The organism is Ensifer sp. ENS10 (genome assembly GCF_014852025.1).
Classification (GTDB): Bacteria; Pseudomonadota; Alphaproteobacteria; order Rhizobiales; family Rhizobiaceae; genus Ensifer.
The window spans coordinates 164,815-177,310 of the sequence record NZ_JACVAS010000008.1 but is presented as its reverse complement, the minus strand read 5'-3'; the positions used below and the strand labels follow the sequence as shown (position 1 = coordinate 177,310).

Here is a 12,496-nt window from a genome sequence, read left to right as displayed (position 1 = left end):
CATGGCCTTGTGCATGAACGACGGGGCTTCGTCTTTGTGGCTTCGCGCCGGGCGGCGCCCGCTCTATGCTCTCTCAATGAGCGAATCAAAAGCATTTATCTCGGGCTGCAAGGGCCTTTCTCTTAACGAAGACGAACGCCAGTTCTTTGCCGGCGAGCGGCCATGGGGCTTCATCCTGTTCGGGCGCAATATCGGCGAGGAGCAGCAGATTTCCGATCTGGTGGCGTCACTTCGCGACAGCATCGGCAATCCGAACGCGCCTGTGCTCATCGACCAGGAAGGCGGGCGCGTGCAGCGCATTCGGCCACCGCTCGTCCAGCAATACCCGAATGGCGCGGCGATCGGCGAAATCTATCGCCGCGACCGGGAGCTCGGTCTGCGTGCTGCCTGGCTGATGGGACGCCTCCACGCCTTCGACCTGATGCGCTTCGGCATCACGGTCGATTGTCTGCCGGTGCTCGATGTGCCGGTGCCCGGCAGCCACGACGTCATCGGTAATCGCGCTTATGGTCACGCCCCTGAGGCCGTAACGGCGATCGGCCGCGCGATGGGCGAGGGGTTGAAGGCCGGCGGCATGCTGCCTGTCATGAAGCACATGCCCGGTCACGGCCGCACCTTCGTCGACTCGCACCACAATCTGCCTGTGGTCAGGGCTACTTTCGAAGAGCTTGCCGCCAGCGACTTCCTGCCCTTCGTTGCGATGAAGGACGAGGTGATGGCGATGTCGGCGCACATGGTCTTCACGACGATCGACCCGGACAATCCGGCGACAACCTCGGCGAAGGTGGTGCGCGAGATCATTCGCGGTCACATCGGTTTCGACGGTCTTTTGATGTCGGACGACGTCTCGATGAACGCGCTGGCCGGCGACATGACCACTCGCGCGCGCAACATCATCGCCGCGGGGCTTGATCTCGTCTTGCATTGTCATGGCATAATGGAAGAAATGAAGGCCGTCGCCGACGTGGTGCCGGTTCTCGCCGGCGAGAGCCTGCGTCGGGCGAAGGCTGTCGAAGCGGCGTTCCGGGCGCCTGACGATGCGAGCGAAAGCGATCTACGGACGGAGTTTAACGGCCAGTTCGCGACGGTGTAAGGTAGGCGCGGCCGGCAGGAAAGGATTGGACTGTCAGTGAGCAATGCGGGCGAAAGACAAGGCAAGCCTGCGTCGAAGGCGCCGATGGAGCCCCTGTGGCAGGAAGAGACTTCAGAGCGCGGGCTGCATGAAGAAGCGCTGGTGGTTGATCTTGCCGGTTTCGAAGGCCCGCTCGATCTCCTGCTTCATCTTGCCCGCAGCCAGCGTGTCGATCTTTCGCGCATCTCCGTACTTGCACTCGCCGAGCAATATATCGCCTTCATCGAGCGGGCGCGCAGCATCCGCATCGAGCTTGCCGCCGACTATCTCGTCATGGCGGCATGGCTTGCCTATCTGAAATCGCGCCTGCTGATCCCACAACAGGCGAAGGACGACGGTCCAACGGGCGAGGAAATGGCCTCGGCCCTGGCTTTCCGGCTGAAACGCCTGGAGGCGATGCGTGAGGCGGCAACAAGGCTCATCAATAGAAACCGGCTCGGCCGGGATGTCTTCGTTCGCGGTGCCCCGGAACATATCGTCACCGAGAAGAAGTCCGGCTTCGATGCCTCGCTCTATGATCTCCTGAGCGCCTATGCGAGCCTGCGTCAGCGTCAGGCGATCACGCAGGTGACGATCGAGAAGCGCCATGTGTGGTCGCTTGCCGACGCGCGCCTGATACTGGCGCGCATGATCGGCGGTCTCGACGATTGGACAGCGCTCGATCATTTTCTCATCCGCTACATGACGACGCCGAAGGAGCGGGCAACGGCGATCGCCAGTTCCTTCGCAGCTTCGCTCGAGATGGTTCGCGAGGGCCGGCTGGAGATCCGCCAGGAAGAGGCCTTTGCGCCCATCTATCTTCGGCGCGGACCGAACCCGATCGATGCGGAGACGCTTGCCGAAATGGAGGCAGCCCGTGGCTGAAGCCCAAAAGTACGTGCCCGAAGCTTCCGACGAGGACGATGAGATCGGAGCGACGCCGACCTTCGATCCTCGGATGGAGCAGGAAGCCGAGCGGATCGCGGAAGCCCTGGTGTTTGCTTCGGCGCAGCCGGTGTCGGAGACCTATATCGAAAGTCGCCTGCCGCGTGGTGCCGATGTCGGTCGCATCATGATGCGGCTGAAGGCGCTCTACGCGACGCGCGGCGTCAACCTGGTTCAGGTCGCCGACCACTGGGCTTTCCGCACGGCAGCCGATCTCTCCTTCGTCGTGCAGACCGACGAACAGGAGGTCCGCAAGCTCTCGCGCGCTGCGCTCGAAGTTCTTTCCATCATTGCCTACCACCAGCCGGTGACCCGCGCGGAGATCGAGGATATCCGCGGGGTTCAGACGTCGAAGGGCACGCTCGACGTGCTGATGGAAGCGGGCTGGGTCCGCTTCAGGGGACGCCGGCGCACGCCGGGCCGGCCGGTCACCTTCGGCACCACCCGCGATTTTCTCGATCACTTCGGTCTCGAAGAACTGCGCGACCTGCCGGGTATCGAGGAGCTGAAGGGGGCGGGGCTGCTTTCCGGCCGCGTGCCGTCCAATCTCAATATTCCCGTTCCGGTAGGCGAAGACGAACTTGCCGAGAACGAAGACCCCATCACCCAGCTGGACCTTGAAGAACTGGGGCTCTTGACACCGAAGGGCGAAGAAGCTGATTAAAACCTGAATGGGGATATCGGCTTTCCCTGGCGCCCGGCCGTTTCAGCGGGCGCGACTGGTGTCAAGGAATGCAAGCATGGTTTCAGATCCGCAGGACGCTCCCGTCATGACAACGCGACGGACGGCGGGTGTATCCTTCGCGGCGAGCCTGGCCTTCGAAGATATTCATCACAGCTATCACGCCAAGGAAACGATCAAGGGCGTCAGCCTGGCGGCCAAGGCCGGCGAGGTCCTTTGCCTGCTCGGTCCGTCTGGGTCCGGCAAGACGACCTTGCTGCGTATCGCCGCAGGGATCGAGAAGCAGAGCACGGGACGCCTTCTGCTCAATGGCCAGGAGATTTCCGGCCCCACGGTTTTCCTGCCGCCCGAAAAACGCGGTGTCGGGCTGATGTTCCAGGATTTCGCGCTCTTCCCGCACATGTCCATTCGCGACAACGTCCGCTTTGGCCTGACGGCGATTCCAAAGAAGGAAGCCCTGAACCAGGCGGACGCGGCACTCGAGCGTGTGGGGCTCTCCCACTACGCTAACCAGTACCCGCACGTGCTTTCCGGCGGCGAGCAGCAGCGTGTGGCGCTTGCGCGCGCGCTTGCGCCGCGTCCTGCCGTACTTTTGATGGACGAACCGTTTTCCGGCCTCGACTCGCGTCTGAAGGATTCGATCCGCGCCGATACGCTCGCTATCCTCAGAGAGACCCGGGCGACGGCGATCGTCGTCACCCACGATGCGGAAGAAGCGATGCGCATGGCCGATCGAATTGCGCTGCTGCAAGATGGGCGACTTGTCCAGGTTGGTACGGCAGATGAGCTTTACCGCCATCCGAGAAACCTCTTTGCGGCCGGTTTCTTCTCGGAAATCAACGTGTTCAATGCGCAGGTTCGCAATGGCCGCGTCGATACGCCGGTCGGCACCGTAGCGGCCGGGCGCCACGGCGAAGGGGAGCGCGTTTCGGTCGCGGTGCGGCTTTCCGGGGTGCGCGTCGGCGAGGAGAATGGCGACACGCCTGCGCGCATCGTTTCCCGCCGGTTCATCGGTGTGGTGGAGTTGTTGGAACTGGCCGTGCCGGGCTGCGAGGACATTGTGCGCGCCCGTATCCGCGCGGACCAATTGCCGCAAGGATTGCGTGACGTAATGCTTTCGGTTAACGAGCGGGATATATTGCTGTTTGAAAAAGACGCATCAACGTCTTAGGGTCGATCGCAAGGCGCGATTGTCCGTGGCACGCCTGAAATTTGACATGTGGCAGGCTCTTAATTTTGATGAGAGCCTCAAGGGAGTAAGAGCATGGGGTCCTTAAGCATCTGGCACTGGCTAATCTTTTTGGCGGTGGTCCTGCTATTGTTCGGCCGTGGCAAGATTCCGGAATTGATGGGCGACGTTGCCAAAGGCATCAAGAACTTCAAGAAGGGCATGAGCGAGGACGACGCCGGTTCGGCTGACAAGACGATCGACAACAAGACGGTCGACCACAAGTCAGACGAAGTTCGCTAACGATCAAGCGTCCGTAGGGCCCGGCTGGCATTGATGCCAGGCGGGCTGGATCATGGATTTGCAGGACATATCAAATGCTTGATATCGGCTGGACCGAGCTTGTCGTCATTGCAATCGTTCTCATTGTCGTTGTCGGGCCGAAGGATCTGCCGCCGATGCTGCGGGCATTCGGGCGCATGACCACGAAATTGCGTGGCATGGCCTCCGAGTTCCGTCAGCAGTTCGATGAAGCGTTGCGCGAAGCGGATCTGGACGACGTCCGAAAAACGATCAGCGATGCGCAAAGTCTCAACCCGGCCAATGCGCTCAGGGATGCGATGAATCCGCTTCGCCAGATCGGCAACGATATCAAATCGGACCTGCAGAAGGCTGCGACGCCTGATAAGCCCGCCACGACGGGTACCACCGAGCCCGCGACTGCGGAGCCGGTCATGGCCGCTCCGGTAGCTGTCGCGGAAGCGAAGCCCGCAGATGCGGTCGCCGCTGCGGCCGTAGGCTCTGCCACTCGTCAGCTCGAGCGCGCCGAGGTTGCCGTCCCGGCTGAAAAGCCCAAGCGGATGCCAAAGGCGAAGGCCGATCCGGCACCGGTGGCAAAGAAATCTGCAACGCCAAAGGCGGCTGCGCCCAAAACTCCGGCAAAGGCACCCGCAAAGGCGGTGGCCGAGAAGAAGTCGTCGAAGCCCGCTCCAGCCGAGCCGGCTACCAAGACGTCCAAGCCGCGCGCCAGCACGCGCAAGAAAGGTGAAGCATGAGCGGCGATATCGAGGACCGGCCGCAGCCGCTGATCGAGCATCTGATCGAATTGCGCAGACGCCTGATGTGGGCCGTCGGTGCGTTCTTCATGGCGTTCCTCGTCTGCTTCTACTTTGCCAAGGGCCTCTTCAACCTTTTGGTGCTGCCGTTCAAATGGGCAGTGGGCTGGGCCGGCCTGAACCATCGCAATGTCGAGCTGATTTATACGGCCCCGCAGGAATTCTTCTTTACCCAGATCAAGGTGGCGATGTTCGGCGCTATGGTCATCGCCTTTCCCGTGATCGCCGCGCAGATCTACAAGTTTGTCGCCCCAGGCCTCTACAAGAACGAACGCGCTGCCTTCCTGCCATTCCTGGTCGCGTCGCCGATACTGTTCCTCATGGGGGGCGCCCTGGTCTATTTCTTCTTCACGCCCATGGTTATGTGGTTTTTTCTGGCCATGGAGCAGGGCGGCGGCGAAGGGCAGGTGGCAATCCAGCTCCTGCCAAAGGTATCGGAATACCTGAGTCTGATCATGTCGCTGGTCTTCGCTTTCGGCCTCGTCTTCCAGTTGCCGGTGGTGACGACGTTGCTTGCGCGCGTCGGGCTCGTCACTTCCCAGGGCCTCAAGGATAAGCGAAAGTACGCGATCGTCATTGCGTTCTTCGTCGCAGCCATCTTGACGCCGCCCGATCCCGTTTCCCAGATCGGCCTTGCACTGCCAGCCATCCTTCTCTACGAAATTTCGATCTATACGGCGCGACTCATCGAAAGACAGCGGGCAGCGGACGCGCTCAAGAGCGAAGTTGCCGAGTCGCAGGAAGGATCTTCCGGAGAGGTCGGCCCCGCCAAGGGCTGAGCATTCGAGATTTCGCGCCGTGAGTTGACCAACGCGTGGAACGACAATGCTTGATATTAAATGGATCCGTGAAAATGCCGAGATGCTGGACGCCGCCCTGGCGAAGCGGGGCGCGGAGCCTTTGTCGGCGTCGCTGATCGCCCTCGACGAACGCCGCCGCACGATCCTTCAGTCGCTGCAGCACATGCAGTCGCGCCGCAACGCTGCGTCCAAGGACATCGGCGCCGCTATGGCGCAGAAGAACGCCGAGCTTGCCGAAAAACTGAAGGCCGAGGTGGCCGAACTCAAGAACGCCATGCCGGCGCTTGAGGAAGACAGCCGCAAGGTGGAAACAGAGCTCAACGACGCGCTCTCCCGCATTCCGAACATCCCGCTCGAGGACGTTCCGGTCGGCGAAGATGAGACCGGCAACGTCGTCAAGCGCGTGGTCGGCAACAAGCCCACCTGGAATCACCAGCCGCGCGAGCATTTCGAGATCGGCGAGGCGCTCGGCCTCATGGATTTCGAAGGGGCTGCCCGCATTTCCGGCTCGCGCTTCACGATCCTGAAAGGCCAGCTGGCCCGGTTCGAGCGTGCGCTCGGCCAGTTCATGCTCGACCTGCACACCCAGGAACACGGCTACACCGAAGTGCAGCCGCCGCTCCTCGTGCGCGACGATGCGATGTACGGTACGGGACAGCTGCCGAAATTTGCCGAAGACCTGTTCCGCACGACGGACGGTCGCTGGCTGATCCCGACTGCAGAAGTGCCGCTCACCAACATCGTTCGCGAGCAGATCCTCGAAGGCGAAAAGCTGCCGCTGCGCTTCACCGCGCTGACGCCGTCCTTCCGCTCGGAGGCGGGTTCGGCCGGTCGCGACACCCGCGGCATGCTGCGCCAGCACCAGTTCAACAAGGTCGAATTGGTTTCGATCACCGATGCCGAAACTTCGGTGGATGAGCACGAGCGCATGACGGCGTGTGCGGAAGAGGTGCTGAAGCGCTTGGGTCTGCACTACCGTGTGATGACGCTCTGCACCGGCGACATGGGCTTCGGTGCACGCAAGACCTATGATCTGGAGGTCTGGCTGCCGGGACAGGATACCTACCGCGAGATTTCGTCCTGCTCGGTCTGCGGCGATTTCCAGGCCCGCCGGATGAATGCCCGCTACCGCACCAAGGAAGACAAGGGCACGCGCTTCGTTCATTCGTTGAACGGATCCGGTGTCGCCGTCGGGCGCGCGCTGATCGCCGTCATCGAAAACTATCTGAACGAAGACGGTTCGGTATCGGTGCCGGATGTGCTGGTGCCCTATATGGGCGGCCAGACGCGCATCGAGAAGGCCGTCTGAGCGGACGTCAAGGGAAGGACGGCAACCATGCGGATCCTGCTGACAAACGATGACGGCATTCATGCTGAAGGTCTCGCTGTGCTCGAAAGGGTCGCCAGGACGATCTCGGACGATGTCTGGGTCGTGGCACCCGAAGCGGACCAGAGCGGTTTGGCGCATTCGCTGACCCTGTCGGAGCCGCTGCGGCTCCGGCAGATCGCCGAGAAGCGCTTTGCCCTCCGGGGCACGCCGACGGATTGCGTCATCATGGCGGTTCGCAAGGTGCTGGATCGCAAGCCTGATCTCGTGCTCTCCGGCGTCAACATCGGTGCCAACATGGCCGATGACGTGACCTATTCCGGCACGGTTGCGGGCGCTATCGAGGGCACGTTGCAGGGTATTCGCGCGATCGCGCTCAGCCAGGCCTATCACCACGCCGTCGGCAAGGCTGTGCCTTGGGATGTGGTGGAGACACACGCGCCGGGCCTGATCCGCAAAATGATGGCCGTGGACCTGCCCGATGGCACGTTCCTCAACGTCAATTTCCCGAACTACTCGGCTGACACCGTTGCCGGGATCGAGGTAACGTCGCAAGGCAAGCTCGACTTTGGCCTGTCGATCGATGAGCGGACGGACGGCCGTGGTTTTCCCTACTTCTGGCTGCGCTTCGGCGAGCGGTTCGGCGATTTTCGCGCCGGAACCGACATTCACGCTCTGCGCGAGAATCACATCTCGGTGACGCCGCTCAAGCTCGACCTGACGGACTATAGCGTCCAGGACCGTCTGATGCGGGCTTTGAACGAAGGGGCTCATTGATTGAGCGTGCGCGTTTCGGAACAGGAAGGCTTTGCCAAGATGGTGCTGCGGCTGCGCGCCGCCGGCATCATCAATCATGACCTTCTCAAGGCGGTCGAGCAGACCTCGCGCGGCCAGTTCGCGCCGCCGCAATATCAGGCCGAGGCTTACTCGCAGCGCACGATTCCGCTCGAGTGCGGCTCGTTCATGGAAGGCTATGATTTCGCGGTGCGGTTGCTGCATTGTCTGAACCTGAAGACAGGACAGCGCATCCTCGAGGTCGGTACCGGCAGCGGCTTTACCGCGGCTGTGATGGGGCGGGTGGCTGAACGCGTCCTGACGATCGACCGCTATCAGACACTCGTCGGTACGGCGCAGAAAAACCTTGAGAAATCAGGCGTTCGCAACGTCATCGTTCGCCATGCGGATGGCAGCGCCGGGGTGCCGGGCGAGGGCACGTTCGACCGCATCCTGATCACCGCTGCCTTCAATAGCCTGCCGCGCATGTTTTCCGATCATCTCGTCTCAGGCGGAACCTTGGTGGTGCCGATCATGATGAGTGAGACTCATTGCCGGGTCGTTCGGGTCAACCGAACGGGAAGCCGCTTCGATCGCGAGGATCTGTTCGATGTGCCCTACCTTCCGATCGTGCCGCAGCTCGCGTCGTTCCTGTGATACGGCCGCTGCCGAACATCTCCGCCGGCACTTTGGTGCGTTAAGGAATTCTTAACCGCGTCCAGCCTCGCGCAAGCTTCGCGCCATACCCCTCCACTGCACGATAGGTTCCGCCCGCGAGTCGTCGCTCTTGCACGACTGGGATGTTGCTGCCGGATCGTGAGATTGACGGAGACGGCAAATGCAGATCGCGAACAGGCTGACGGCCGCAGCATCGGGCGACGGGCTGAATAATCTTGCAGGGCGCAACGCCGGCCAGGCGAATTCCGCCGGCAAGGACGAACAGTCCGCACAGGCGCTCGCGGCGAGTCTCTTCGACCCCACTCCGCGCATCTCGCTTTCCGCCGATGCTCTGCTCTATCTCAGCCAGACGAAGAAGGCATCGGACGGACAGCCGGCGCTCAGCCGCGACGAGTGGAACAACCGCCTGTCTCCGCAGCTGGCGTTGCGCGAATACCAGGCCTTCGGCAAATTTCTCGATGCCGGGGATCATGAGGGCTACTACAAGAACTTCATCGACTACTACGACAGCCTTCGTCCCGAAGATCAGGACAGCCTGCGCTATTTTGGGACGCGTGAGGCCGCCGTGGCCGGTCTGCGGTCGCTTGAATATGAACGGGCGAGCGGTGCGGACGGCGACACCACGTTCCAGACGCTGGTGAGTGTCCTGCTTGAAGAAGACAAGACCGCTCAGTCCGAAACCCCGGTCCGTCCCGAGGGGCGTCCGATTTTCGCCTGGGATCTGACAAGCATCAGCTATGAAGATGAACCAACGGAGCGGCGTTCCGTTTCGGAAATCGAGCGTCTCTATTCCGAACTGAGCTAGGTTCTCGCGATTGCCGCACGCGGGGCTTCTGCGCCCGCGAAGCGTGGCGGGACGCTCGCGGCGTGCGGCCAGGCCGATCGGCATTCTCAGATGGCCGGCCGGGCCTATGGTTAGCGTTTCGTCAAATTAGTCCTTTGGTGGTGCTGACCTTAACCGGGCGGTAACTCTAATACGCTTTAATCATCCCACATCGAGTTGCGTTCGGAGTGGGTAAGCGTCATGCGTCAGTTTGTATCTCCCGGGGTTGGAAAGTCCACGATCCGCCTTTGCGTGGCGGTCCTGCTAGCAGGCGCCGCAACGGGCTGCAGTTCGGATGTCAGCCGATTTGATGGCCTGTTCTCCCGGTCGGACAACATCACCACAAATTCAATTCCGCGCGATGCGACGCCGGTTCCGCGTGGCGACGTGGCAGTCGGCCAGATGGCGGCAGCTTCTCCGGCGGATAACGGTGCTCTCGGCCAACCCTATCCGACTGCAAGCGCGCAGGGTGGCTATGATCCAGTGAATACCGCTTCCACTCCGGTGTCGGCTGCCCGTGGTGCGTCAACGCCGATCTCCGTCCAGCGCACGACCCTGACCGATCCGAGCGCGACGACGCGTCAGCGTCCAGAAGCGCAGCCGTTCCCCGCTGCTCGTCAGCAGGCGGCAATCGCGACGCAGCAGACGCTCCCGGCGGCCGTCAACGAAACCGCAAGCAAGAGCGGCTGGACGACGCAGAATGCGCCGACGATCATGGTTCGGCCCGGCGACAACGTCGCAGTTCTCTCCAAGCGCTTCGGCGTTCCCGAGAAGGAAATTCTGAAGGCCAACGGTCTGCAATCGGCTGCTCAGGTCGAAACCGGCCAGCGCCTGGTCATCCCGACCTTTGGTTCCGTCGGTAGCCCTGCGAAGGGGGCTGCGACCAACTCGATCGCTGGTCTCGATGGTAGCAAGCGCCAGCCTTCGCCCTTGCCCAACGATCAGCGCGACGTTGCAATCCTGCCGGGCTCCGCCCAGTCTCGCGACAAGAACGCTGGCAAGACGGATGTCGTTGCCGGCAAGCCGGCGACGAACGGCGAAGGCAGTGGCGGTGGCACCTACACCGTGAAGCCCGGCGACTCGCTCAATCGCATTGCCAAGACGACGGGCGTGTCTGTCGCAGCCCTCAAGCAGGCGAACGGTCTGAGCGCAGAATCGATCCGCGTCGGCCAGACGCTGCAGCTGCCGGGTGCGGCGGGTGCCGCGCCGGACCAGGTCAAAACCGCATCGGTTCCGAGCAAGAAGGCTGAGCAGCCGCAGGTTGCCTCACTCGAAAAAGGTAAACCGGCAGAATACCAGCCGCCGGCCGCCAAGCAGAGCGTTACGGACGTTGCTGCGCTCAAGGCGGATGTCGATGAGGACTCGCCGAAGTCGACTGGGATCAGCAAGTATCGCTGGCCTGTTCGCGGCGCAGTGGTTGCCGGCTACGGCGCCAACGTCGACGGCAACCGCAACGACGGCATCAACATCTCGGTGCCTGAGGGCACGCCGATCAAGGCGGCCGAGAACGGCGTCGTCATCTACTCGGGCAGCAGCCTGAAGGAACTCGGCAACGCTGTCCTGGTTCGCCATGACGATGGCACGGTCACGGTCTACGGCAACGCTTCCGAACTCAAGGTTCAGCGTGGCCAGAAGGTACAGCGCGGCCAGACGCTCGCGGCTTCCGGCATGACGGGTCGCGCCAGCCAGCCGCAGGTGCACTTCGAGGTGCGCAAGAATGCGACCGCGGTGAACCCTTCGACTTTCCTCGAATAGTCCGGTCTCCGGGTCTGACTGGATCTACTGCATGTCTCCTTAAATCGAGCTCGATTTAAAGACAAAGACATGCAGAAAATCAAAGTGCTACAGCGACCTTTGCGCGTCTGATAAGACGCGCGGCGCTGTAGGAAGCGTAAGAATCAGATACCGCCCGCCGGATTTCGGCGGGCGGTATTTTTTTGTCCATGGTCGAGCAGATTTGGCCAGCGATCCGATCGCTAGGCCCATGCGTCCAGTCGATGGCGCATGCGTCCGGCAAGATCCTGAATGAATTGCCAGGCGACGCGGCCGGACCTTGCGCCGCGGGTCGTCGCCCATTCGAGCGCTTCCGCATGCAGGGTCTCGGCCTCGACCGCAAAGCCGTAATGCTTTGCATAGCCATCGACCATGGCAAGGTAGTCTTCCTGGCTACATTTGTGGAAGCCAAGCCACAGCCCGAAGCGGTCGGACAGCGACACCTTTTCCTCGACCGCTTCGGAAGGATTGATGGCGGTCGACTGCTCGTTTTCCATCATGTGGCGCGGCAGCAGATGGCGCCGGTTCGATGTCGCGTAGAGCAGCACGTTCGACGGCCGACCTTCGACGCCACCGTCGAGTACGGCCTTCAGCGATTTGTAGGACGTGTCGTCATGATCAAACGACAGGTCGTCGCAGAAGACGATCACGGGCACCGGTGCGGTCTTGAGGATGTCCATCAGGGCGGGCAGGGTGGCGATGTCCTCCCGATGCACCTCGACGAGCTTGACCGCGACGCCGGTATCGCGAGCGACCTGCGCATGCACGGATTTCACCAGCGAAGACTTGCCCATGCCACGGGCGCCCCACAGGAGAACGTTGTTGGCAGGAAAACCTTCGGCGAAGCGCAGCGTGTTGTCGAGCAGGATGTCACGGACGTGATCCACTCCTGATATCAGCGACAACTCGATACGGTTGGGCTTGGCAACCGGTTGCAGGTGATGTGTGGCTGGAGCCCAGACGAAGCATTCGGCGCCGTCCCAGTCATTGCTTGCTGCGGCTGGACCGGCCATGCGCTCGATCGCCGCGGAAAGCTTCTGCATTTCCCTGATGAGAACGTCGATCTTTGCTTCCGGCATATGTCTATCTCCAACAACTGAATCAATCATTTGGTCGCGCTACAATGAAAACGGGGCGCCAGGAACGGCACGCGATTGCCCCGCAATTGCGACGCTACCGTTAACAGACACCCGGTAGCACGCAGGTTTGCGCTGGAAAAGGCCGCAGAGCCCCGTGCGGGGGGTTCTCCTCTTGTCCAAATTGTGTCAGAGGCACAGGAACGGGTAAGGGTGCCGCCGCT

The 12,496-nt window shown here is 61.8% G+C and carries 13 protein-coding genes; 12 read left to right on the top strand and 1 reads right to left on the bottom strand.

Annotated features, from left to right (window positions below):
- Nucleotides 1-76 precede the first annotated feature (76 nt).
- From nagZ to IB265_RS25275, 12 genes are all read left to right on the top strand, one after another.
- Entirely contained in the window at nucleotides 77-1,093 is a 1,017-nt protein-coding gene (gene nagZ, locus IB265_RS25330) for a beta-N-acetylhexosaminidase (protein WP_057255810.1), read from the top strand.
- 36 nt (nucleotides 1,094-1,129) lie between these two features.
- A complete protein-coding gene (locus IB265_RS25325; protein WP_373419810.1) occupies nucleotides 1,130-1,996 on the top strand; it encodes a ScpA family protein in 867 nt (288 codons plus the stop codon).
- Nucleotides 1,989-2,720, top strand: a complete 732-nt coding sequence (gene scpB / locus IB265_RS25320) for an SMC-Scp complex subunit ScpB (RefSeq protein WP_057255812.1) — start codon at nucleotides 1,989-1,991, stop codon at nucleotides 2,718-2,720. The genes IB265_RS25325 and scpB overlap by 8 nt, the downstream gene beginning before the upstream one ends.
- 76 nt (nucleotides 2,721-2,796) lie before the next feature.
- A complete protein-coding gene (locus tag IB265_RS25315; RefSeq protein WP_058320619.1) occupies nucleotides 2,797-3,909 on the top strand; it encodes an ABC transporter ATP-binding protein in 1,113 nt (370 codons plus the stop codon).
- Nucleotides 3,910-4,002: 93 nt separating this feature from the next.
- Nucleotides 4,003-4,209 (top strand): twin-arginine translocase TatA/TatE family subunit, encoded by a 207-nt coding sequence (locus tag IB265_RS25310; RefSeq protein WP_057255816.1) that lies wholly within the window; start codon nucleotides 4,003-4,005, stop codon nucleotides 4,207-4,209.
- Between the two features lie 74 nt (nucleotides 4,210-4,283).
- Nucleotides 4,284-4,961, top strand: a complete 678-nt coding sequence (gene tatB, locus IB265_RS25305) for a Sec-independent protein translocase protein TatB (RefSeq protein ID WP_057255818.1) — start codon at nucleotides 4,284-4,286, stop codon at nucleotides 4,959-4,961.
- Nucleotides 4,958-5,800 (top strand): twin-arginine translocase subunit TatC, encoded by an 843-nt coding sequence (gene tatC, locus IB265_RS25300; protein WP_057255820.1) that lies wholly within the window; start codon nucleotides 4,958-4,960, stop codon nucleotides 5,798-5,800. The genes tatB and tatC overlap by 4 nt, the downstream gene beginning before the upstream one ends.
- Nucleotides 5,801-5,846: 46 nt before the next feature.
- Complete coding sequence (gene serS / locus IB265_RS25295) at nucleotides 5,847-7,130, top strand: serine--tRNA ligase (RefSeq protein ID WP_057255822.1); 1,284 nt, start codon at nucleotides 5,847-5,849, stop codon at nucleotides 7,128-7,130.
- A 27-nt stretch (nucleotides 7,131-7,157) separates the two neighbouring features.
- On the top strand, nucleotides 7,158-7,925 hold the full coding sequence (gene surE / locus IB265_RS25290; RefSeq protein ID WP_192495279.1) for a 5'/3'-nucleotidase SurE: 768 nt from the start codon (nucleotides 7,158-7,160) through the stop codon (nucleotides 7,923-7,925).
- A complete protein-coding gene (locus IB265_RS25285; protein ID WP_192495278.1) occupies nucleotides 7,926-8,579 on the top strand; it encodes a protein-L-isoaspartate(D-aspartate) O-methyltransferase in 654 nt (217 codons plus the stop codon).
- Nucleotides 8,580-8,760: 181 nt separating this feature from the next.
- On the top strand, nucleotides 8,761-9,405 hold the full coding sequence (locus IB265_RS25280; RefSeq protein WP_057255829.1) for a hypothetical protein: 645 nt from the start codon (nucleotides 8,761-8,763) through the stop codon (nucleotides 9,403-9,405).
- Between the two features lie 219 nt (nucleotides 9,406-9,624).
- Complete coding sequence (locus tag IB265_RS25275; RefSeq protein WP_057255831.1) at nucleotides 9,625-11,178, top strand: peptidoglycan DD-metalloendopeptidase family protein; 1,554 nt, start codon at nucleotides 9,625-9,627, stop codon at nucleotides 11,176-11,178.
- A gap of 221 nt (nucleotides 11,179-11,399) precedes the next feature.
- Here IB265_RS25275 and IB265_RS25270 read toward each other — a convergent pair whose 3' ends face one another.
- A complete protein-coding gene (locus tag IB265_RS25270; RefSeq protein ID WP_057255833.1) occupies nucleotides 11,400-12,275 on the bottom strand; it encodes an ATP-binding protein in 876 nt (291 codons plus the stop codon).
- Nucleotides 12,276-12,496 lie beyond the last annotated feature (221 nt).

Bases quoted from the DNA above. Each gene is read 5' to 3' on its own strand.
- IB265_RS25280 (WP_057255829.1), top strand. From the start codon at position 8,761: ATGCAGATCGCGAACAGGCTGACGGCCGCAGCATCGGGCGACGGGCTG.
- surE (WP_192495279.1), top strand. From the start codon at position 7,158: ATGCGGATCCTGCTGACAAACGATGACGGCATTCATGCTGAAGGTCTC.
- serS (WP_057255822.1), top strand. From the start codon at position 5,847: ATGCTTGATATTAAATGGATCCGTGAAAATGCCGAGATGCTGGACGCC.
- IB265_RS25310 (WP_057255816.1), top strand. From the start codon at position 4,003: ATGGGGTCCTTAAGCATCTGGCACTGGCTAATCTTTTTGGCGGTGGTC.
- nagZ (WP_057255810.1), top strand. From the start codon at position 77: ATGAGCGAATCAAAAGCATTTATCTCGGGCTGCAAGGGCCTTTCTCTT.
- IB265_RS25275 (WP_057255831.1), top strand. From the start codon at position 9,625: ATGCGTCAGTTTGTATCTCCCGGGGTTGGAAAGTCCACGATCCGCCTT.
- tatC (WP_057255820.1), top strand. From the start codon at position 4,958: ATGAGCGGCGATATCGAGGACCGGCCGCAGCCGCTGATCGAGCATCTG.
- IB265_RS25315 (WP_058320619.1), top strand. From the start codon at position 2,797: ATGGTTTCAGATCCGCAGGACGCTCCCGTCATGACAACGCGACGGACG.
- IB265_RS25270 (WP_057255833.1), bottom strand. From the start codon at position 12,275: ATGCCGGAAGCAAAGATCGACGTTCTCATCAGGGAAATGCAGAAGCTT.
- tatB (WP_057255818.1), top strand. From the start codon at position 4,284: ATGCTTGATATCGGCTGGACCGAGCTTGTCGTCATTGCAATCGTTCTC.